Below are 23,787 nucleotides of genomic sequence, written 5' to 3'. Positions count from 1 at the left end.
AAACAAAAGCGTATGAAAAAGTTAGCAGTTTTAATTGTATGTGCGGCCGTTATGGCATCGTGCGATGGCTTGTCAGGTGGAAGTAAAGACCAACTGAAAGCTGAAAATGATTCTCTTTTGATGGAACTTACCCAGCGTAATGCTGAACTGGATGAAATGATGGGTACTTTCAATGATATCTCTGAAGGCTTCCGCCAAATCAATGCCGCCGAAAGCCGCGTAGACTTGCAGCGTGGTGCGGTTTCAGAAGGTTCTTTATCAGCTAAGCAGCAAATAGCCACTGATATTGAATTTATCCAGAAACAAATGCAAGAAAACAAAGAGCAGATCGCTAAACTGGAAGCTATGCTGAAAAGTAGCAAGAATAACTCTACCCAGTTGAAGAAAGCTGTAGAATCTCTGACCCAGGAATTGGTAACCAAAACCCAGCGTATCGAGGAATTGCAGGCTGAACTTGCCTCTAAGAATATTCGTATTCAGGAACTGGATGCAGCTGTGACTGGCCTGTCAACTGACAAAGAAGTGCTTACTGCCGAAAATGAAGCGAAAGCCAAAACCGTAGCTGAGCAAGATAAGGCACTGAACACAGCTTGGTTTGTTTTCGGAACAAAGAAAGAACTGAAGGATCAGAATATTCTGACAAATACCGGTCTCTTCCAGAAAAAGCAAGTGCTTAAGGATGGTGACATCAATAAGGATTACTTTACTCAGGTTGATATTCGTACAACGAAAGAAATTAAGTTGTATTCCAAGAGTGCAGATGTCTTGACTACTCATCCGGCAGGTTCTTATGCTTTGGAGAAAGATGATAAAGATCAGCTCGTTCTGAAGATTACGAATCCGAAAGATTTCTGGAACGTATCCAGATACCTGGTTATCCAAGTAAAATAACTTAATTAAATTATAAGAATGGCGGGGAAAGGTTATCCCTGCCATTTTCTTTTTATATGCAGTACAAGAATATTTTTTTCGACCTGGATGATACTCTCTGGGCCTTTTCTTTTAATGCCCGTGATACATTTGAGGAAATGTATCGCAAATATGAATATGATCGCTATTTTCGGTCTTTTGAACATTTCTATGAACTCTATGAGAGGCGTAATATCGAATTGTGGGCAGAATATGCAGATGGAAAAGTGACAAAAGAAGAATTGAATCGTCAACGTTTTCTCTATCCGCTGGAGGCAGTAGGAGAGGGGGATACGGCTTTAGCGAAAGCTTTTTCTGATGACTTTTTTGCGGTTATTCCTACAAAAAGCAGATTGATGCCCCATGCGCAGGAAGTGCTGGAATATTTGGCACCTAAATATAATCTTTATATCCTTTCCAATGGATTTCAGGAACTGCAATGCCACAAAATGCGTTCTGCCGGAATTGACCATTACTTCAAGAAAGTAGTTCTATCAGATGATATTGGTGTCCTAAAGCCATGGCCTGAGATTTTCCATTTTGCCATGTCGGCTACTCAGTCTGAACTGCGTGAATCGTTGATGGTAGGTGACAGCTGGGAAAATGATATAACGGGTGCTCAGGGTGTAGGCATGCATCAGGTGTTCTATAATGTAACGGGACGTACCGAGTTTCCATTTAAGCCTACTTATCAGATTACAGATTTGAAAGAGTTGCTCCAATTGTTGTGACATTGAGGGATTAGTTGTAATTTTGTCAGCGTAAACACATAATTTGCAGCTATGGATACTATTTTACCTTTCGCTTTGCTTTGTTTCACTTCTTTCTTTACGTTGACAAATCCTCTCGGGACTATGCCCGTCTTTCTGACTATGACCCATGGAATGACGGATAAGGAGCGACAGTCTGTAGTGTCTCGTGCTACATTAGTAGCTTTCATCACGATTATGGTCTTTACCTTTGCAGGTCAGTTCCTGTTCAAGTTCTTTGGGATCTCTACAAACGGTTTTCGTATAGCAGGTGGTGTCATCATCTTTAAAATCGGTTTTGATATGTTGCAGGCACGTTATACACAAATGAAATTGAAAGATGAAGAGATTAAAACTTATGCCGATGACATCTCCGTCACCCCTTTAGGGATACCGATGCTTTGCGGTCCCGGTGCCATAGCAAACGCCATTGTGTTGATGCAGGATGCCCATACTATCCAAATGAAAGGTGTACTGATTGGTATGATCGCCTTTATCTACTTGATTACATTTTTCATCTTGCGTGCCTCTACGCGACTGGTAAAGGTTTTAGGAGAAACGGGAAATAATGTGATGATGCGCTTGATGGGGCTTATTCTGATGGTAATTGCTGTGGAGTGTTTCGTGAGTGGGGTAAAGCCGATATTGGTGGATATTCTGAAAGAAGGAAGTTTAACTATATAATAATATAATAGAAAGGATGAATTCTTGATTGATCAAGTGAATTCATCCTTTTTATTTGTACGGATATTTAATGTTTTGGGTTGTACAATACTTTTAGACTATTCTTATCTTGTCTTATAATATATAGTCCACTTTGTGACAATGGAACGGTTATTTGTGTCCCTTTTACGCTCGTTATCTTAACTCCCTGACTGGAGAATATATCAATAAATTCGTTGGAATTTTCACTTGTGATCTCCAAACCTGTATTTGTAGGAATGACCTTTAACACTTCAGAAGATTCGGTTTGCCCAATACCTGTTTCTACATCTTTAATTGTGAAAACCAGTCTTAATTCACTGTTAGTAAATTGTTTCCAGGTGTCATCTTTACGGTAACTTCCTATAGCATAGTATTCTCCAGCTGGTAATTCGGGGTTTCCTGTGATAGTGATAGTGCTGGAAGTATTACTTGGTATTACAGTATAGTCGCTGATGCGCGTGTAAGGGAGCAATGCTCCGTTCTTACGTATATATATAGCAAAATCATCTTCATATTTTAAACCTTTATTTTCGATTTGTATTTTGAAAGATATATCTTTTCCCTCTACAGCTTCACCAATAAGTTCTGCAGGAGCAAGTTGATACAAATCGGAATTGTTTTCTATGCTGCTTAGTAGAATACTGTTAGCAGTAATCTCTACACTATAACAGATGCTTTTACCTTCAAGACCACGTAACATGCTTGGTACTTTTTCACCATCTTTTTGTGAGGCAAAATGAAGTTGATAGTTGCCGTTAGGTACAGTAGATGGAATTGTGCCGCTGAATGTAATACTATTCCAACCACTTCCTACGTCAATGTTGGAAATTGAAGTGGGTGTTGTAAGAAATGTGATGAATTCATCTCCTTGATATAGAGCTAATCCGATAATCCCACTCATAGGAGTAGAAGTGTTCCATATTTTGGTAAACTTTGCACTGATACTTTCATTTCTTTCATATTGCTTTTGTGTAATATCCATGCTTCCCTCTAATGTAAAGCCACTAATAACTTCTCCTGTTGTCTTCGGTTGTACAAGGAGCATAATATATTGCATATCATTATAGGCGCCACTTCCACTTCCTGTGCCGCCTGATCCTGGATTCAGGGAGCTTAAGGAATAATATCCATTTGCATATCCGCTCCATCCCCAGTTAAAATGATACATGTCATTCTCATCACAACCATCCAATACAAATGCATGACCTCCTGCGGTGCTTTGTCCACTGTATAGAACAGGGCGCCCGGCAATCAATTCTTTTTGAATCATATTTTTCCAGCGTCCTTCAGTATTATAATCACGTCCTTCAAAATATATATTAGGATTATACCCGAAGAATTTCGTCAGGGCATTATATTGTTTGAATATGCCTGCTCCACTACCACCAGCTGCACTTAGGTTATAATCCATATCCATAGCTACGCCGCAGTGGAGCATCAATTCGGCTACAGCTTTCTTTTGTTCTTCAGTTGCCGCATTTGTGTATTGAGGCAGCATCAGATCCCATTTATAGTTGGCCTCTTCAAAGTTTACGGAAAGTGATTTTTTTAAAGTTGCGGTTGTATAACTGTAACTTCCTGTTCCGTGTTTGGGATATTCATAATATTTCATTACCATGGCAAGTGCCGTAGCAGCACAGCCAGTAACAGTGAGTTCTCCTTTTTCTTCCGGACAATCCAGATTATAAGGATTTCCTTGGTCCCATTCTATTTTGTCCAATAGAGGTGTGACTACTGGAGGAATTACTCTTGTTGCCGAATTTTGAACTTCAGTTGGGTTCTTCACAGAATTGCCGTTTGTATTCATTCGTTTTATTTCAGCAGTATAGAAATCCAACCAATACCTAACGTTGGCAGGTAAATATTCATAATTCAGATTTCCTTTATCTGAATATGCTAGTACTTCCCGTGCACAATCATCCCCTGAAATGATGACGAATCCACTATCATTCCCTGTATTGATGATATAATAAGCAGGATAAATCATAGTTCGTGTCTGTATGTTTTGTCCATTTGTCAGTCTTAACTCCTTTGTATCAATGTGTTTCATATTGACATGAGAACGTACAAATGTGCGGGCAACTTCTAATGCTTGCTGCGGAGTGCGCGGAGCTGCAAAAAGCCGTCCTGAACAGACCAGGAAAGCCAGAATAAGGATGATAATAGCTTTTTTCATATTTTCAATCTTATTAATGATGAAAAGGCTATGCCATAAAAGTAGCATAGCCTTTTTCTATACATAAAGTCAATTATTCAAAGAACAATTTATTTTTTGACCATGTAGCATTCTGCATATACAGCCCAATAGCCTGCATACTCTCCGGAGTCGAATACACCTACACCGATAATTCCGTTAGGATCAAAGTCAATCCTGTCGAATGTTTCATTCCAAGTTCCTTCTAGGGATTTGGATAATGCTGCAGTAAGATCCATTGGACATACCCGTACTTCACCCACAAATCCAAAATTGTATTTTGCATAAGTCGGTCCTTGTACTACAGAAAGTGTTTCAGAAGCTTTATTATAATCTACAGTCCAAGGTATGGTTGCATCATATCCCTTTCCATCTGTAAATCCATTGAAGACATAACTCTTTTCTAGGTTTGCTTCATCTCCGCCATCAGAGATTGTTACAGTAAAGCTAACTGCACTACCGTCTGTTGCTTTTACAGCATTAAATGTCCAAGTGCCCATCAGTTTGAAATATGGATTCTTATCCACATCTTTTAGTATAACATTGCATGTAGAGGTTGCTCCTGTCTGTGCACCTTCTACATTTTCAATAGTTACTTTCAGATTACGGTCATCATTCTCAGTCATACCATCATCTAATAAACGAATCTCGCAACCAAAAGTATCATTGGCATCAGTAGGAATATAAACGGTTGTAGTGGTAACAATATAATGTTCGTTTACAATGGCACTGCCATCTTCAACTTTAAATGTTACTTTAATCATTCCATTTCGTTCGCCCTCAATTGTTAGAGGAACTTTTACTATACCGGCATTCTCATTGAACGTCACTTCTGATTGTGTAAATGAGACTGTCGTACTTGCACTGTTCATTGCTGGATCATCATCCGAACATCCGACAATAAAGATTGTCAATAAAGCCAATAAATATATATTCAAATATTTCATATTTCAAAAGTTAAGAATTCAACAAATTAATATCCGGGATTTTGTTGGCCTTTGATCTGCGGATTAACGTCTGTTTCCGATTTAGGAATGGGCCATACCATTCGGAAGTCATCAGCTGTTTTAGTTAAAGCTGTTGTATTGGTACCACCAGGCAATAAAACCAAAGCTGCGTCCTGAGTTGCATCTTCACGATTTACTCCTAATCCCCACCGTTTCAAATCTGTCAGACGAAAACCTTCGCCAACTAATTCTTTGTGACGTTCGTCTTGGATATCAGCTAATAAAGTGTTCGGGCTATTATAAGTAACATCTACATAATCTACAAGGCGACTAGCTCTTAGTAAGTTCAGATACTTTGCTCCGTTAACGATGTCGTTGTTACCTACATAGGCTTCAGCTGCAATCAGATACTGTTCTGAAATCCGGAAAGGCTTCGATTTATTAGTATAATGATTGTCAACGCTTACTACATTATAAATATCCGGATTACCAGGATATTTGTCGAATACGTAAATATCTCCTGTTGCACCGGTAGAAACTTTTAATGTGAAAGGAGCAAAATAAGCAGCAAAACGAATATCACGATCTTGTTCATAAAGGTCGATAAGCTTTTGTGAAGGAATGTAGTCCATTACTTGTGAAGAAGGATCATCTTTTTTATACTGTCCCCAGAAACTGGTTCCTGTGGCGCTTCCCAATTCATCTGCACTCATGTAAATTTGCCAAATTACTTCAGAACCAGTATCTTTTACCCACATATTACGGAAAGCTTCTCCTCCATCTTCCGAGTTCAATAAAGGGTATTTCCCTGTATTGATCAGCGAAGTCGAGTTACTGATAGCTGTTGTATAATCTTTCATTTGCAATGCAACGCGTGCTTGAAATGCTGTTACTATATCTTGCGAAATATAGTTTAAAACGTTTTGTGCTTGAGTAACTGTTTTACTTGCATTTACAAGTTTCTTAGCCTCTGTCAAATCACTGAGGATTTGTTCATAGGTTGCTTTCAAAGAAGAACGTCCCGGATAAGCACTTGCATCTGATGTCGGAGAATAGACCAATTGTAGGGGTAAGCCTAAATCACTTTCTGCAGTTGCAGGGTTGTAAGCTTTGCAAAAATACCCCACTAATTGAAAGTAGTTATAAGCTCTTGTGAAATATGCTTCACCAGCATAAGCTGCAATAAGTTCTTTATTTGCATCACTCAAATCGGTGACAGTACCATCCAGCACTTTATTGTAACCATCAATAAAGTAGTTACAACGTGCAATGTGTGCATAATGATTTTGCCATACACCTTCTACGTTGCCGTCTGAAGATTGGAAGTCCCAGCGATACTGATTACCATATGAATTGGAAAAACCAGCTGTGGCATGGAAATCATCGCATTGTAATTCAGGGGTTAATATGTACCCACCTGTCGTTATGGAACGATAGTAGGAATATATTCCGATACGTGCATTTGTAAAGTCGTTCATTGTTGCCAGGTATTGAGACTCTTCAACTGAGCTGTATGGGTATTTTTCCATATCGCAGGAAGAGAGACCTGTAACAAGCAATGTTGCTAATATGATATATATTTTCTTCATTGTTTTTATCTCTTTTGTAGTTAATGTTTAGAAAGTAAGTTCAAGGCCGAATGAGAATTGCTTCGTATTCGGATAGTTTCCTAATTGCATATTACTGTTGATTTCCGGATCGAATCCTTTGTATTTAGTAACAGTTAATAAATTACGTCCTACAAAGAATATTTTTGCATCTTCAATGAATCCAGTCTTTTTCATTATACGTTGAGGCATAGTATAACTTACTGTTAAATTTTTCAGACGCATAAATGAAGCATTCTCTAATAAATGAGAATCAAACTGCATAGGGGAGTCTGGAGTTGAGATGTTAGTTATATCACCGGGCTTTTGCCACATAGTCAACATTTCAGTGGTTTGATTGCGGCTGTTGGCCATTTGTGGATTCTCTGTAAACCAGCGTTCGTTATTTACCATGTACTGTCCAAGCATAAATGAGAAATCAGCGCTGACCGTTATACCTTTCCAAGCGAGTCGAGTACCGAAACCACCTGACCATGGAGCATAGCGTTGCTTTCCTAAAAAGACAGCATCATCTGCGGAATAAGTTTTAGTTAAATTCCCATTCTTATCATACCACGTATTGTAACCATCTCGTGGATCGACACCTGCCCATCTGGTATAATAATATTCTCCGTATGGTTTGCCTACCTCAAGTTTCAGACCGGTATTTGCTAATACATATTCGTCCAGTCCATTAAATAATTGAGTAATTTCATTCTTGTTATAGTTCACGTTAGCTGAGATAGTCCAGTCAAAACCGTTCACATCTCTTAATACATCTACATTTGCAGTAATATCTACTCCTCGGTTACGCATATTTGCTACGTTACCCCAACCCGATGCAAAACCGGTTGTAAAAGAGTAAGGGATTTCCATAAGCATATTTTCTGTCATGCGGTTATAGAATTCTATATCCAAACTTACACGATCAAACAGGCGAGTACTTAATCCGACATTTGTAGATTTAACAACTTCCCAAGTCAAATCGGGGTTGGCTGGATTGGCAACTGCAGTACCACTTTGTCCACCATATAATGGACCTGTTCCAATTAGACCAAATGACATATAAGGGTCAAGACCTGAAGAGTTACCTACAGAACCGTAACTAGCTTTTAACTGTAATTGATTCAACCAAGAGATGTCACTCAGGAAATTTTCTTTCTTTAAATCCCACATTGCACCTGCAGACCAGAAATTACCCCATTGAGAATTCAAACCAAACAATGATGAACCATCTCTACGATAAGTAAGGTCTAAATAGTACTTTTCATCATAATTATAGCTGAAAGTAGCAAAGTAAGAATTAAAAATCTTATCATATTTTGAGTGAGAAGGCATTGTTGCATTACTTGCTGCACTTAATAGCATTAAACGCGGATCAGTTAACCCCTCTACCTCAGATGTAAATGATTGGTTTTTGGTAATAATAGATTCTTGTCCTATTAGGGCACTGAAATTATGATTATTCCATGCTGTAAATTTATACTCTGCAGTATTAGTATAGGTAAATGAGTAATAGCGTTGGAAAGACTCTGTTGCACTACCTGCACCTTCAAACGGGCCAATAGGTAAAGCTTTATAAGAGTATCGATAATCAAAAGCTTCAACAGCTTGAGCTGCACGAATATTCAATCCTTTGATTGGATTGATATTGATAAATGTATTGCCATTGATACGTGCCATATCGCGTGAAGCAGGTTGTATCTCTGATAAATAATATGGATTATAGTAATTTAATTTATCGAAGTAGTCCAAGCGGTCACCATAACCAATGAAATTTCCATTGTCATCACGTAAAACTTCATAGTAGCTCTGGTCCGGGCGATAAACGCGGGCTGCATATGCTTTATTATATACTTGATTAGCAGTAGTACCAAAAGCGGCTGTAGCATACTTTTGATATGATAGATTTAAATTTACCCCTGCCTTTAACCATTTAGTAATATTTGTTTCGATGTTTGAGCGCAGTGTCTCACGGCGTAAATTAGAATCATCCATTATACCATCGGCATCATAATGTCCGAAGGATAAGAAGTAATTTAAACTTTCCGTTCCACCGGAAATACTCAAGTCATATTGCTGCATAGGTGCTGTACCCCCAAAGAATACATCAGCCCAATCTGTAGAAATTCCGTTTTTAATATAGAAATCCTTTTCGCTTTGAAAAGACTGATTTGTTTTCAATGATGGGTCAAGTACTTCCTGCAAGTTTAGCCATTGTTCGGCATTCATCATGGTAATGTTATCTCCAGTCATTTTCGATACACCATATTGGGCACTTATCGTAATTTTGGCCTTTTCTCCTCTTTTTCCTCTTTTAGAAGTTAAGATTACAACACCGTTTGCTGCACGTGAACCGTAAATGGCAGTTGAAGATGCATCTTTCAATACGGTCATACTTTCAATATCATTGGGATTTAATGCAGTAAATGCACCGGAAGAAATAGGAGAGCCATCCAATATAAATAATGGTTCAGAACTACTATTAATAGAACTAACACCACGCAAGCGCATTTGTACCGTTCCACTAGGTTCTCCGCTAGGGGTAAATACTTGCAAACCTGCAACTTGTCCTTGCAAAGCATCCCCGATGTTTGCAACAGGTTTTTTCTCCAGTTTTTCACCACTTACAGCTGTAACAGAACCAACAACTGACCCCAGCTTCTTACTAGAACCATATCCTACAATAACAACCTCGTCTAATAAGGCTGCATCTGCCTTTAATACGATCTTTAAATTAGGTTTAATTGCCACTTCTTGCGTCTGCATACCAATGTACGAAACCTGCAAAGTCTTCGCAGAACTTGGTACGTTCGATAAAGTAAAATCACCATCTACACCGGTAATAGTACCAAGTTGAGTACCTTTTACCAATACAGAGGCTCCAATAACTGGCTGCCCATCTTCTTCAGAAATCACAACACCCGTGATGGTCTGAGTTTGGGCAGTTACTAGGCCTATTCCAACAAAAAGACAGGCCAATAACAGCATTAATTTTCTTTTCATAAATTCTCTCTTAAAGTTTAACTTTACATTAATTGTTTCTTTACTCTAACAAAATGCAAATATATTAATAAAACTGAAACGAACAATTATTTTGTTGAAAAAACCTTGTAAATCTATCAATTTGTTAACTGAATGCTTGTTTTTATGCTTAACAGCAGCTTTTTTGCACTAAAAAAACCTAAATGACTATTTAAATGCTATCACTATGAAGCCCCTTCTTGACTGTTATTCCTTAATATGCCCCTTCTCTTTTAAACAAAAAGTGTTAATAATGCGTGTTGGAGGAATAAAATTGAAAGCCATTTTACGTAGATTTACCTTTTTTATAAAGGAAATACAAAATAGAAAAACTCTTTTGGGGCATAGTTTTGCAGATATTAAGCCTTATTTAGTTCTTCTATAGCACATTATCCCGTCTTATTTGTTCATAGTATTAACTAAAACAACTAATGATGAACAAGATTATTTACAGTTTGGTGTACAACAGGAAAAAGAGCCTTAACAAGAAAGGTATGGCTCTGGTGCAGGTAGAGGCCTATCTGAACAGGAAAAAGAAGTATTTTTCGACAAAAGTCTACTTAAGACCCGACCAGTGGGATGCAAAGAAACTACTAGTTAAAAACCATCCTAATGCAGACGCTTTAAATCGATTAATTTATGAATTTGTCGCAATGATAGAAAAGCGTGAACTTGAACTCTGGCAACAGGGTAAAACTATTAATTTGGATGTTCTAAAAGATGTACTTTCTGAAAAGCAAGAACAGGAAGATAAATTTTCGTTTATTCCTTTTTTTAAGCAAGAGGTAATGACTTCTGGCTTAAAAGAGAGTACTAAACGCAATCATTTGTCTACGCTTGCTCTTTTACAAGATTTTAAGAAAAACGTAACATTTTCAGATCTAACTTTTGAATTTGTATCCTCTTTCGAATACTTCCTGCAGTCAAAAGGATATCACACCAATACGATAGCCAAACACATGAAACACTTGAAACGCCATATTAATGTAGCCATTAATAAAGAATATATGGATATACAAAAATATGCCTTCAGAAAATATAAAATTAAAACTGTAGAAAACGGCCATACACATTTGTCTCCGGAAGAATTGGAAAAGTTAGAGACCTTGCAATTGAAAGGACGCTATACGAAATACCAGAAAACATTAGATGCATTTTTGTTCTGTTGCTATGCTGGTATGCGATATTCTGATTTTGTAAATATGAAGCCCGATAACATTGTAGAGATGCATCAGGAGACATGGCTGATATATAAATCTATTAAAACAGGTACTGAAGTTCGATTGCCACTATATTTACTTTTTAGTGGAAAAGGAATTCTAATTTTGAATAAATATCAGGCAAACCTACAAGACTTTTTCCATTTAAGAGATAACTCAAATGTGAATAAAGAATTAATAATAATTGCCCGGTTAGCAGGAGTGGCTAAAAAGGTGTCATTTCATACTGCTCGACATACCAATGCCACATTATTAATTTATAATGGTGTCAATATCACAACAGTGCAGAAGCTTTTGGGACATAAGAGCGTGAAAACCACACAAATATACACGAATGTAATGGATGCGACAATAATAAGTGATTTGGAAAAAAATCATTCATCGGTTCATCGCAAAAAAGGAAAGTAAATTCTATTAAAGTTTAAGGTGTAACCACTTATCATGTAGCTACTGGAATATTGGATAAATGGTTTACACCTTTCCTTGTAAATCTGTTTGCTAAACATCTTGGTTATTTTGTTCTATTTCTCTTATTTCTTCTGTTTTCTTTTTTTGTATTCTTTATGTCTACCCAAATGCTATTACTGGGTAACAGCATCTAATGTTAACATAATACCCCTTTTCCTATTTGTTTTTATACAATGTGCCTTACATGTATATTGCTTTATTTCATGCAACCACAATTGTGGATTTGCTGACTCATAACCATGAAGCACGTACTTCATGGTTGTAGGCAATAGTAAAACATTGTTTATTAGCAAAATAAACATAGGTAGTTGTCTCAATGAACATGGGTGGTTGATACTTACACTCCCTGCTTAGAATAGACGTAAGTAGGCAAATAATGGAATGCCATATAGTGAAAATTGCTCTAATCCGGAACATTTTAGCAGAAAAAGGCAGGAAAATGCGGAGATTATGAAATAATCTTTTTTTGCTTACAAAATGATTAACTAAAAGGTAATCAGTAATATATGCGTGTTTTAGAAAGGTATAGGCAAATTTGCCTACACCCTGTTTTTTATTTACCTGCACTACCTCTCAATGCCGATGGATATGGCAGTACGGAACACAAGTGCAAGCGTGTAGGTAAAAACAAGTATAAACTCATAGTAAGCCCTATATCATGCAAAGCGTTTTTTTATTAATATGGCAGTTTCATGAAATTACAGTTAATTAGTTGATATTTGTTTATATAGACTTGTTAACTAAGTTGTATAGTCTCTACTCCGTAGCTCATTTATATTCTTAATTAAATGTCAATGCACTGATAATAAGTACATTAATTGTTTGAAGTAGAAGAATGATGGTAGATATGAATAAATATATATCATATTTTATATAATTGTAAATCAGTATATTATAAATCTACACCGTTTATATACAAGTTCTTTGTTTATATTTATGTGCCTGTTTATCAGCGTTATAAGACAGGATAAGTTCTGCGAAAACGCTTCAAATTACGTATATTGGTATGCAAGCACAGGATGTTGCAATAAAGCCGAACGTAAAGGTTATCATGAAGTCGGATACTGAAATATTGGATGAAGTAATGGTTATAGCCTATGGTACCACAAAGAAAGAGTCTTTTACTGGTTCTGCGGAGGTCATCAAGTCTGAGAAATTGAAAGAAAGACCTGTTGCAAACGTTACAAAAGCATTGGACGGTATGGTTGCCGGTGTACAGACTACTTCAGGTTCAGGACAGCCAGGATCAGGTTCTTCTGTAGTTGTTCGTGGTTATGGCTCTATCAATTCATCTCAATCACCGTTGTATGTAGTGGACGGTGTTCCCTATGATGGTAACATTTCTGCAATCAATCCTAATGACATTGAAACGATGACAGTGCTTAAAGACGCTTCAGCAGGTGCTCTTTATGGTTCTCGTGGTGCGAATGGTGTGATTATGATCACTACCAAAAAAGGTAATTCCGGTAAGGTAAAAGTAAACTTGAAAGCAAATTGGGGTGTTTCTTCACGCGCTATTCCACGCTATGAAACGATGGACGAAGCCGGCTATTTGGAAACAATCTTCCAGTCATATAAGAATAATCAGATTATCAACGGTGGAGTTTCTCCGGAATTAGCGGGTGCTGCCGCATTAGAGGCTATGAGAAGCGGATCCACTGCTATGTTGGGCCAGAATGAACAGTACAACCCTTTTAACTATAGTATTACAGAACTGATCGATCCAGTGACAGGAAAAGTACGTAGTGATGCCAAATTAAGATATAGTGAAGACTGGATGGATGAAGCTTTAAAAAGCAGTCCTTTACGTCAAGAATATGTTGCCTCATTCAGTGGTGGAAGCGACAAGACCAAATATATGTTTTCTTTAGGTTACCTTGATGAAGAAGGTCTGCTGAAGACAACAAAATTTAACCGATATAATGGACGTCTGAATATAGACTCTGAAGTTACAAACTGGTTGAAAGCCGGAATGAGCGCCAACTACTCTCGCAATGAGAGCAATACAGCTGTTGAAAATTCGTCCGGTTCATCCAATGTTTGGTACAGTGCACAATTAATGGCTCCTATTTTCCCGGTCTTTGAGAAAGATGCCAATGGTGCTACCATTTATGACAATTTGGGAAATGCCGTTTTTGACTATGGTAAGAACAGACCCGCTGGTGCCAATTCAGAGTGGAACACAATTGCTACTTTATATGATGATATGTATTCTACTCAAAGTGACAACCTGAGTGGACGTGTATATGCGGAATTGGGGGATTTGAAAAACACATTCCTGCAAGGATTGAAATTCTCCGTTAATTATGGCTTTGACTTAATCAATTCAGCCGGAGCAACTTATTATAATCCGTATAACGGTAACTCTGTAGCAGTAAAAGGTACTATACAGAAAGCTACTGCACGCACATTCAGCTACACTTTTAATCAATTGTTGACATACGACAGAAAGTTCGGTAATCATCATTTTGAAGCTTTGGTTGGACATGAATTTTATAAATACAGATATGATTATTTGTCAGCAACCAAGACAGGATTCCCATTTGGCGGGCTTTATGAACTGGATGCAGCTACAACCATTACAGGAGCATCTTCTTATCAGAACAATTATGCAGTTCAATCTGTGTTATCACGCTTGAATTATGACTTTGCCGATAAGTATTACCTTTCTGCCAGCTTTCGTACGGATGGTTCTTCTCGTTTCTATAAGGATAACCGTTGGGGTAAATTCTGGTCGGTTGGTGGCAACTGGCGTATCTCTCACGAATCTTTCATGAGTGATATTACTTGGATTAATAATCTGTCATTAAAGGCTAGCTACGGTGTACAAGGTAATGATGCCATATTGAGTGGTACCAAACAGAATTTTTATGCTTGGCAGTCATTTTATGATTTGGGGTATGCAAACTCGTCGATGAGTGGTGCGGCCGTAACCTCCTTGGAAAATAAAGAACTGAAATGGGAAAAAAATGCCAATCTGAATATTGGTATTGAAGCAAAATTGTTTGATCGTGTTTCTGCTACTATCGAGTGGTATCAACGTAAGACTACAGACATGTTAATGTCATTTCCAATGGCATCTTCACTCGGTTTTGATGGCTACAACAAAAACGTCGGTAGTATGCGTAACACAGGTATTGACCTTACATTAGGAGTTGATATCTTTAAGGATACTCCGTTTACTTGGAACTTAACACTCCTTGGTTCTACTATCAAAAACAAAGTTTTACAGCTGGCGGATAAACCGGAAATCATCTCCGGATCTTATATCATTCGCGAAGGTGAAACTTTATACTCATTCTATACTGCAACAGCCGCCGGCGTTGACCCCGCAACCGGAGAACAATTATATTGGGCATGGGATACCGATGAAAACGGAGTGAAAGGCAAAAAGTATATAACTAACGATATGGCCAAGGCTACCGCATGCAAAGAAATTCAGGGCAGCCGTATTCCTGATTTATATGGTTCTATCAATAATACATTCAAATATAAAGGATTTGATTTGAGTATCCTTTGCACATATTCTATTGGCGGCAAAGTATTGGATGGTATTTATAATAACTTATTATATGGCAATTATGTAGGACAGGCAAAGAGTAAAATGCTGGAACGTGCATGGAGAAATCCGGGTGATATCACAGACCTCCCGCGTATTGAAATCGGAAAGAGTTACATTATTACTGATAACAGTTTGATTGACGCTTCCTATTTTGCTATTAAAAATATTGCTTTAGGATATTCCTTGCCTTCAAAGTGGATGAAATCTATCGGATTCGACTCTGCACGCCTGACTGCAACAGCAGACAATGTCGTGCTGTTCAATCGACTGAAAGGTATGGACCCTCAATATAATTTCACTGGTGGAACGGATTTTGGTTACGTACCTGTCAGAACAATTTCATTCGGAATTGACATTACTTTCTAAACCTGATTAAATAATATAAAAGATGAAAAAAGTATTATATATATTTTCTTTAATCGGCCTTCTTGCATTCAGCTCATGCGCCGATGAATTGAATACGGAACCGACTGACAAGGTATCAGGTTCTACGATATTTGCAGATGCAAGTAGCGCGGAAACTGCTATAAATGGTATATACCGTATGTTATATGTAGCAGGATGGAGTTCAAACTGGGGCTCGGAAAATTGTGGACAGACAGCTATCCAGCTGCTTGGAGATCTGATGGCTGAAGATCATTTAATGAAAGAGCAGGGACAAGGCTGGTTTTATGAAGATTATCGTTTGAATGTTCATGGCGATTACTCAAATAAAGCAGGACGTCCTTATTCTATTTGGAACTTCTATTATACTATCGTTAGTAACGTAAATTATATCATTGCCTCAGAAAACACAATGGGAGGTGATCCGGAACTTAAGAACAGCGTTGTAGGACAGGCCTATGCAATGCGTGCTTTTGCGTATTACTATCTGATACAATTGTACCAACAAACATATAAGGGACATGAGGATGCGCCCGGTGTACCTTTATATACAGGAGCAACGGTTGCCGGTTCGGAGGGAAGTCCTCGTGGAACCGTTCAGGGAGTTTATACTCAAATCAATTCTGATATAGAAAAAGCTATTGATCTGTTAGGAAGTATCGGTAATAAAGTGCAGTCACATGTATCTCATATAGATTACTATGTGGCTAATGGAATTAAAGCCCGTATTTGTCTTACTCAGCATGACTATGCAGGTGCTGCTTCGGCAGCTGCCGAAGCCTTGAAGAAACCTTCATTGAAAGTTGCTACTATAGCCGAATTGGGCGGGAACAATAGTGTAAAAACAGCAGATGTTTTGTGGGGAATGGAAATTATAGCCGATCAGTCCAGCGGTTTTGCAAGCTTCTTCTCGCATATGGATGCTGACGCACCGGGTATGTATGCTTCTAAAGCACGCCAATGTATAAGCACTGGGTTGTATAAACTGATTTCTGACACAGATGAGCGTAAAACAGCGTGGTTCCGTGGAGCCATTCCTTCTGATGAAGAGAAGGCAGCTTCATCTTATACGAGCTACTGTCAAATTAAATTTAAGATGGCAGACTACACGACCCGTACAGGCGATTACTTGCTTATGAGAGCAGAAGAGATGATATTAATCAAGGCTGAAGCCGAATGTCATCAGAAAGAATATAGTACTGCCCGTACCACAATAAAAGCTTTAGGAAACGCAAGAGACAGTAAGTTTGAAGAACGTTTGGCAGCCCGTACAGATGCCAATACTTATAACTCTGACACTAATGCTCCTTTGGCAACATTAATGGATGAAATTTTATTCCAACGTCGTGTTGAACTTTGGGGTGAAGTGGGGCGTATCTTCGATATGCAACGTTTAGGTTTGGGATATAATCGTAATTATGAAGGTTCTAACCATACAGAGAAGGTAACGACAAAGAACACTAATGCCGCTTCTCCATTATTTATCCTTCCTCTGCCGCAATCTGAAATTGACGGTAATGAAAATATTACCTCTGCGGATCAGAATCCTATAGTTCAATAATTTATAAACCTACATAATGAAGGAAAATATGAAACTATATACAATAAAGAAATATGCTGCTATATTGTTCTGTTTAGCAGCTTTTACCTCCTGCGATACAGATGCGGAAGGTAAGAAATATGGCGTAAACGGAGTTGAGGCAGCTTTTGCATCTACTCAAATGAATGTGGAAGTGGATGCTGAAAACAATGGCGTCATCCGGGTTCCCGTATATCGTGGAAATACAGTTGTAGAGGCTTCAGTCGGCATTAGCATGGATGAAGCTACGGTAGAAGAAGGTGTGTTCACCTTGAAAAGTTCCAATATAGCTTTTGCAAAAGGCGAAGCAGTGGGGTACGTGGAATTAGCTTTTGGATCTATAGATGACTTGAGCGCTACCGGCAAATATGAAATTACACTGACCATAGATGACAAGAATGCATTGTCACCCTCCAAGTCCGGAAAGATAACAGTGACCGCTCAGAGAAAGTTAACATGGGAGGATTACGGAACCGGAATATATACTTCAGAGCTTTTCGGTCAGTCATGGGAACAGCCTATATTGAAAGCTAAAGAAGGTAATATATACAAGTTGCCGGATTGTATAACAGAAGGTTATCCCATGGTATTTACATTGAGTGAAGACGGCCAAACTCTGATGAATTGGGACTTACAAGCTACCGGATATAAACATGCTACTTATGGGATGGTGTATTTTACTCCTACTGACATGCAACGTCAAGGTAATAAGTTGCTATTTGCAATGCGTGGAGCTGTTGCTGTAGAAGGAGGATATGGAATTTTATACAGTGGCTTTACAGAAACATTGGAATTACCTGAATAAATTAAAGGATAAATCACTAATAGATATTCGCATATCTAATAGAAAAACAGTTAGCAAGAGGGCGCTTTTTTATAGGTGCCCTTTTTGTTTTTCCCACTTGTCGTGCCCCTCGGGGGATAAGCGGTTTGGTATTCACTGTCTTTCCATTTCTGCTATTTTGCTAATATTTTTTTGTATCATACTGGTTATTCTTTAGTTCATCTCATTATAACATACTTTGCTAACTTTAGAGAAGGCTTTCAATCTAAATACAAAGACAACATAAAAACATATTCGGAGGATGCTTTGGGAGTAAATCATACAAAATCGGAGGATGAACAATAGAAAAGTGATCAAAATCAGAGGATATCAGAAAGCTAAATACGATAAAAACATCAATTGTAATTGAAACTTTTACCGTATTTACTAAGTTTGCATATCATAACCTTGTGTAAATATTATCGACTGTTATAACCAGAATTCAACCTCTCTTACACAAAGAGATACGTCCTATATTAAAAATGTAACCATTTCCATGCCGGCAGAATATGTATTATCTTATCTCCGTACTTCACCTCTTCTTCATGGGTATTTGTGACTATTGTTCCTTCCAAAAGATGGTATGTATCCATAGCATCCCGAATGCCGCAGATTTCCCTCTCACGGGTGTCGGAACTGCCCAATAAGTAACAAACCTGAATTGCCTGCACAACACGAAAACCATCACGAACCACAAAATCACACTCGGTATTTCCTGAATTATGATAAAAAATTTCTCCGCCTCGGCGACGTAATTCTATGTAAACCATATTTTCCAACAAGCGCCCTTCTTCACCAGAAAAATGGAAGCCCAAGCGAGAAACTAAGGCATTATCTATTGCATAAACTTTTTTGGGATTACGGAGCTGGGCTTTGACGGAACAATCGATTTTCGATAAAGAGAAGAGTAAATATGTATTCTCAATATACTCCAGATAATTCTTTACTGTCGTGGGATTTTTCACTCCAATCACTTTTGCCAATGAAGTATAAGTTAACGGTTTCCCTATATTGCTGACTGTATAATAGACCAACTCTTTTACTTCACGTTCATTTACAATTTGGTTGCGAACCATAACATCCTTATATAGAATGTTATCATACAGTGTTTTCAGAACAATGCCATCTTCAGACTTCAAATAAATAGGAAATCCACCCTGTTTTAAATAATCGTTAAAAGCCGATTGTATTTCTCCACGCGCAATTGTGCCGGATATATCTCCCAACAAATGTTGCTGTTCACGGAAATTTAAGAATTCAGAAAATGAAAAAGGATAGAGTTCGATCGCAATATAGCATCCGGTCAGGTAGGTTCCCAACTCCTTACTTAGCATACGAGCATTGGAACCTGTTATAAAAACCTTTTTTCCTGAATTATACAGTCGCTTGGCAAAATGCTCCCATCCTGCAATATTCTGTATTTCATCAAAATAGAAATAATTTTGTTCTCCATATAGTTCAATGAACACTTCATACAATTGCTGAAAGTTCTCTATGGTAAAGTTACCCAAACGGTCATCATCAAAATTGAAAAAATAATCTTTTTGGGGAAGCCTGTCACGTATTTGTTGTAGCAACACAGATTTACCACAACGACGAACCCCTGAAATAATAATAATTTCTTCATTATTCAGATATTTTTCAGAAAAACTACGAATTATAGTTTTCTTGCTTGGCAAAAAAGACTTTTGGTCAATTATGATATCCTTTAAAAGTTGTTTCATAAACTCGATGGTATTTTATAGTACAAATATAGTGTTTTCTATTAAGAATAGAAATAGATATGATTTTATTTCCATTTTTAATAGTGATAAATTGTATTTTTCTCTATTGCAAATAGAATAAATAAACAAATGACCATCATGTGACTTTGAGAAAGCTATACAATACACTGCCTAAGGGGAGGAATGTTAGTTAAGCTCTTGTTTGCATAGCGAGTTATATAAATGTATCTGATCGTTATAGTATGGTTCCGACAACTTTGTTCTATTTTTCTTTTTCACTTTTCTCATTAGGGATATTACACAATGAGCATAAAGAAGAATCTTTATTGAACAGCTACAGGTCGATAAATAAGTATAGAAATAATAGTCTATTTATCGCTTTTATCTATATTATCATCAAAAATTTGCGCATATAGATATATTAACGTCATATTTAGCTATACAAATCATTTCTGAAGTAAATGTTCCGAACAGAAACATGCATCCATTATTAATATGGCAAGTTTGCGGAGTTTCAGTTGAAAAAATTATCATTAATTACATTCTCAGTTGAATTAAACGCATAGTACTTGTTTTATAGCTCATCAATGCTATCCATAGATAAATAATACACTGATAATAAAATGTTTAAATGATCAATACAGTATATTTGTGGTAAGTGCTAATGCATTTTATTGTTTTTTAGATGCTTATAAATCAATGTATTACAAATTGTTTTACTAAAATAGAAGTTCTAAGCACACGCATAAAGTACTGTTTGCCAAATATATAACGCACACCAAGTTCTGCGAAGACATTGCAAATTTCTTACATTGGTATGAAAACAGAAGAAGTAAGTATCAAGCCACGCTTAAAAGTTACGATGAAAATCGACAGCGAAATGCTTCAGGAAGTTGTGGTTACTGGTATGCAGCGTATGGACAAACGTCTCTTTACTGGTGCTACATCAAAATTATCTGCCGATGACGTAAAATTAGACGGCCTGCCTGAAATAAGCCGTGCGCTGGAAGGTCGTGCTGCTGGTGTATCCGTTCAGAATGTCTCCGGCACATTTGGTACAGCTCCTAAAATCCGCGTACGTGGAGCTACTTCTATTTATGGTAGTTCTAAGCCGCTGTGGGTAGTAGATGGGGTTATTATGGAGGATGTTACCGAGGTTAGTGCTGATGATTTGTCATCCGGTGACGCAGTTACGCTGATTAGCTCAGCCATTTCAGGATTGAATGCGGATGATATTGAAAGCTTCCAGATTTTGAAAGATGGATCAGCCACTTCTATCTATGGTGCACGCGCAATGGCTGGTGTAATCGTTGTGACAACAAAGAAAGGTAAGGCCGGTTCCAACAAAATTAGTTATACCGGCGAATTTACGATGCGAATGAAGCCCAGCTATACCAATTTCAATATAATGAATTCACAAGAACAGATGGGAGTATTCAAGGAGATGGCAAACGCCGGTTACTTAAACTTTTCGAATGTTTATCGCGCATCTGACAGTGGCGTTTATGGCAAAATGTATCATCTGATTAATGACTATACTCCAAATGGTGGATTTGGTCTGCCAAATACAACCAAGGCAATCAATACCTATTTGCAACAAGCCGAGTACCGAAATACAGATTGGTTTGATTATCTGTTCAATAGTTCTGTTTCACAAAACCATGCAATCAGCATGTCAAGTGGTACAGAAAAAGCCTCTTATTACACATCACTTAGTGTCATGAACGATCCGGGATGGACCAAACAAAGCTCGGTTCAACGCTATACAGCCAATGTAAATGCCTTGTATAATATCTACAGCAATTTATCATTGAACCTGATAGGAAATGCTTCGTATCGTAAACAAAAAGCTCCCGGCACTTTAGGTTCAACACCTAATTATGTAACCGGAGAAGTATCACGCGATTTTGATATTAATCCATACTCATATGCATTAAATACCTCACGCACATTGGACGCTAATGAAACCTACGTCCGCAATTATGCTCCGTTCAACATTCTGCATGAACTTGAAAACAACTACATGGACTTAAATGTAGTTGATATGAAATTTCAAGGAGAATTAAAATGGAAAATACTCAAAAATTTAGAAGCTTCTGCTCTGGGCGCTTATAAATATTCTACAACGACACAATCACACTATGTTAAAGATTATTCTAACCAGGCTTGGGCTTTTCGTGCAATGGATGATGCTACCATGCGTGATGCTAATCCCTGGCTGTATACCGATCCGGACAAGGTGAATTCTCTACCCGTCAGTGTATTACCGGTAGGTGGATTTTATCGTGAAACAAAATATGGAATGAATAGTTGGGATTTCCGTGGAACATTGAATTATAACGATGTATTTGCAGAAGATCATATTATCAACCTTTTCGGCGGTATGGAAGTGAATTCTATGAATCGCACGAAAACATGGTTTAATGGTGTAGGCATGCAGTATGAGATGGGGATGCTCCCTTCTTATGACTATCAGTACTTTAAGCAGGGCAATGAAGAGAACACAAATTATTATACTGTAGAAGAAAGCCGTTCACGTGAGGTGGCATTCTTCGCAACAGGTACTTATTCATATAAAGGACGATACACTGTTAATGGTACTATCCGCTATGAGGGTTCCAATAAGTTAGGTAAGAGTCGTTCTTCTCGTTGGTTGCCTACTTGGAATGTGTCTGGTGCCTGGAATGTACATGAAGAAGCATTCTTTGAAGATTTGCGACCGACATTATCAAACCTGACTTTAAAGGCATCTTATTCACTGACCGCAGACCGTGGTCCGGCAAACGTAACCAACTCTCGGGTAGTGATTAGTAGTTTTAATCCTTGGCGCCCATTTACTTCAGTGAAAGAATCGGGTTTACAGATTGACGACCTTGAGAATAGTGAACTTACTTATGAAAAGAAACACGAACTCAATATCGGTGCTGAGATTGGTTTTCTGGACAATCGCATCAATTTAGCAGCTGATTGGTATAAACGTGATAATTATGACTTGATTGGTGCTATTAACACAATGGGTATTGGTGGACAAGTGATGAAGTATGCCAATGTAGCAAGTATGAAATCGCATGGCATAGAGTTTACATTGTCTACACGCAATATTGTAACTAAGGATTTTAAATGGAATACAGACTTCATCTTCTCGCAAGCTAAAAATGAAGTAACGGATTTGGAAACTAACACCCGTATTCTGGATATGGTGATTGGTTCCGGTTTTACAATGAAAGGTTATCCCGTGCGTTCTCTGTTCTCTATTGACTTCCAAGGGTTGAACGAAGAGGGTCTTCCTACTTTTATTAATGAAAGTGGCACACTGACTGTGACAGATCTTAACTTCCAATCACGCGTAAAAGACTATTTGGTATACGAAGGGCCTACAGATCCGACTATTACTGGTAGTTTTGGAAATACCTTTAGTTATAAAGGTTTTAAGCTGAATGTATTCATGACCTACTCATTTGATAATGTTATCCGTCTGGATCCGGTTTTCAAAAACTGGTATTCTGACCTGGCAGCCATGCCCAAAGAATTCAAGAACCGTTGGACGCAGTCGGGCGATGAGAATACGACTAATATTCCTGTTATTGCGGACCGTCGTTTAAATCAAGAATATAATCATTTGAGTTATGCTTATAATGCTTACAACCGCTCTACTGCACGTGTGGCTAAAGGTGACTTCATTCGCATGAAAGAAATCTCATTATCATATGATTTTCCAAAATCCTGGATTGCACCATTAAAATTCAACAACTTATCACTTAAGCTTCAAGCAACCAACTTATTCTTGATTTATGCTGATAAGACGTTGAACGGACAAGACCCTGAATTCTTCAATACAGGAGGTGTGGCAGTCCCCGTACCACGCCAATTTACGCTAACCTTGAGATTAGGAATTTAACCATTAAAAAGAGAA

General features: G+C 37.8%; 12 protein-coding genes and 1 pseudogene. 8 read left to right on the top strand and 5 right to left on the bottom strand.

All coding sequences use genetic code 11. The features are described from left to right. Nucleotides 1–12: 12 nt before the first annotated feature. Genes BACINT_RS21730 through BACINT_RS21720 form a run of 3 tightly spaced genes read left to right on the top strand, consistent with a single transcriptional unit; the run spans nucleotide 13 to nucleotide 2,342 of the window. Nucleotides 13–891, top strand: coding sequence for a Cbp1 family collagen-binding glycoprotein adhesin (locus BACINT_RS21730; RefSeq protein WP_007667353.1), 879 nt, complete (start codon nucleotides 13–15; stop codon nucleotides 889–891). A 56-nt stretch (nucleotides 892–947) separates the two neighbouring features. Continuing rightward, nucleotides 948–1,640, top strand: a complete 693-nt coding sequence (locus BACINT_RS21725; protein WP_007667352.1) for a YjjG family noncanonical pyrimidine nucleotidase — start codon at nucleotides 948–950, stop codon at nucleotides 1,638–1,640. Between the two features lie 51 nt (nucleotides 1,641–1,691). Then, nucleotides 1,692–2,342: a MarC family protein gene (locus BACINT_RS21720; protein ID WP_007667351.1), complete on the top strand. Its 651-nt coding sequence runs from the start codon at nucleotides 1,692–1,694 to the stop codon at nucleotides 2,340–2,342. A gap of 67 nt (nucleotides 2,343–2,409) precedes the next feature. Here the strand turns inward: BACINT_RS21720 and BACINT_RS21715 are convergent, their stop codons facing one another. The 4 genes from BACINT_RS21715 to BACINT_RS21700 form a co-directional block, all read right to left on the bottom strand. Then, complete coding sequence (locus BACINT_RS21715) at nucleotides 2,410–4,539, bottom strand: C10 family peptidase (protein WP_021967109.1); 2,130 nt, start codon at nucleotides 4,537–4,539, stop codon at nucleotides 2,410–2,412. Between the two features lie 89 nt (nucleotides 4,540–4,628). Further along, nucleotides 4,629–5,504: a Calx-beta domain-containing protein gene (locus BACINT_RS21710; protein ID WP_007667349.1), complete on the bottom strand. Its 876-nt coding sequence runs from the start codon at nucleotides 5,502–5,504 to the stop codon at nucleotides 4,629–4,631. A 26-nt stretch (nucleotides 5,505–5,530) separates the two neighbouring features. Beyond that, complete coding sequence (locus BACINT_RS21705) at nucleotides 5,531–7,093, bottom strand: RagB/SusD family nutrient uptake outer membrane protein (protein ID WP_007667347.1); 1,563 nt, start codon at nucleotides 7,091–7,093, stop codon at nucleotides 5,531–5,533. A gap of 27 nt (nucleotides 7,094–7,120) precedes the next feature. Beyond that, complete coding sequence (locus BACINT_RS21700) at nucleotides 7,121–10,096, bottom strand: SusC/RagA family TonB-linked outer membrane protein (protein WP_007667345.1); 2,976 nt, start codon at nucleotides 10,094–10,096, stop codon at nucleotides 7,121–7,123. Nucleotides 10,097–10,548: 452 nt separating this feature from the next. On the opposite strand from BACINT_RS21700, the gene BACINT_RS21690 reads away from it, so the two are divergent. The 4 genes from BACINT_RS21690 to BACINT_RS21675 all read left to right on the top strand — a co-directional run bounded on the left by BACINT_RS21690 (nucleotide 10,549) and on the right by BACINT_RS21675 (nucleotide 18,132). Then, the gene (locus BACINT_RS21690) at nucleotides 10,549–11,742 is read left to right on the top strand and encodes a site-specific integrase (RefSeq protein ID WP_044155423.1); all 1,194 of its coding nucleotides are present in this window, start codon (nucleotides 10,549–10,551) and stop codon (nucleotides 11,740–11,742) included. A 1,027-nt stretch (nucleotides 11,743–12,769) separates the two neighbouring features. Then, on the top strand, nucleotides 12,770–15,730 hold the full coding sequence (locus tag BACINT_RS21685) for a SusC/RagA family TonB-linked outer membrane protein (protein WP_081450339.1): 2,961 nt from the start codon (nucleotides 12,770–12,772) through the stop codon (nucleotides 15,728–15,730). Nucleotides 15,731–15,752: 22 nt separating this feature from the next. Next, on the top strand, nucleotides 15,753–17,309 hold the full coding sequence (locus BACINT_RS21680) for a RagB/SusD family nutrient uptake outer membrane protein (protein WP_007667334.1): 1,557 nt from the start codon (nucleotides 15,753–15,755) through the stop codon (nucleotides 17,307–17,309). 28 nt (nucleotides 17,310–17,337) lie between these two features. Then, on the top strand, nucleotides 17,338–18,132 hold the full coding sequence (locus tag BACINT_RS21675; protein WP_021967104.1) for a hypothetical protein: 795 nt from the start codon (nucleotides 17,338–17,340) through the stop codon (nucleotides 18,130–18,132). Between the two features lie 494 nt (nucleotides 18,133–18,626). Here the strand turns inward: BACINT_RS21675 and BACINT_RS21670 are convergent, their stop codons facing one another. Continuing rightward, nucleotides 18,627–19,874, bottom strand: a complete 1,248-nt coding sequence (locus tag BACINT_RS21670) for an ATP-binding protein (protein ID WP_007667332.1) — start codon at nucleotides 19,872–19,874, stop codon at nucleotides 18,627–18,629. A gap of 778 nt (nucleotides 19,875–20,652) precedes the next feature. On the opposite strand from BACINT_RS21670, the pseudogene BACINT_RS21665 reads away from it, so the two are divergent. Next, nucleotides 20,653–23,772: pseudogene (locus BACINT_RS21665) on the top strand (SusC/RagA family TonB-linked outer membrane protein); the annotation flags it as partial. Between the last annotated feature and the right edge of the window lie 15 nt (nucleotides 23,773–23,787).

This window comes from Bacteroides intestinalis DSM 17393 (genome assembly GCF_000172175.1).
Classification (GTDB): domain Bacteria; phylum Bacteroidota; class Bacteroidia; order Bacteroidales; family Bacteroidaceae; genus Bacteroides; species Bacteroides intestinalis.
Note: the sequence above shows the minus strand (reverse complement) of the source record. Positions and strands in the feature narration are given on the sequence as shown.

Coding starts and splice junctions, on each gene's coding strand:
- BACINT_RS21730 (WP_007667353.1), top strand. CDS start 13: ATGAAAAAGTTAGCAGTTTTAATTGTATGTGCGGCCGTTATGGCATCG.
- BACINT_RS21725 (WP_007667352.1), top strand. CDS start 948: ATGCAGTACAAGAATATTTTTTTCGACCTGGATGATACTCTCTGGGCC.
- BACINT_RS21720 (WP_007667351.1), top strand. CDS start 1,692: ATGGATACTATTTTACCTTTCGCTTTGCTTTGTTTCACTTCTTTCTTT.
- BACINT_RS21715 (WP_021967109.1), bottom strand. CDS start 4,539: ATGAAAAAAGCTATTATCATCCTTATTCTGGCTTTCCTGGTCTGTTCA.
- BACINT_RS21710 (WP_007667349.1), bottom strand. CDS start 5,504: ATGAAATATTTGAATATATATTTATTGGCTTTATTGACAATCTTTATT.
- BACINT_RS21705 (WP_007667347.1), bottom strand. CDS start 7,093: ATGAAGAAAATATATATCATATTAGCAACATTGCTTGTTACAGGTCTC.
- BACINT_RS21700 (WP_007667345.1), bottom strand. CDS start 10,096: ATGAAAAGAAAATTAATGCTGTTATTGGCCTGTCTTTTTGTTGGAATA.
- BACINT_RS21690 (WP_044155423.1), top strand. CDS start 10,549: ATGAACAAGATTATTTACAGTTTGGTGTACAACAGGAAAAAGAGCCTT.
- BACINT_RS21680 (WP_007667334.1), top strand. CDS start 15,753: ATGAAAAAAGTATTATATATATTTTCTTTAATCGGCCTTCTTGCATTC.
- BACINT_RS21675 (WP_021967104.1), top strand. CDS start 17,338: ATGAAACTATATACAATAAAGAAATATGCTGCTATATTGTTCTGTTTA.
- BACINT_RS21670 (WP_007667332.1), bottom strand. CDS start 19,874: ATGAAACAACTTTTAAAGGATATCATAATTGACCAAAAGTCTTTTTTG.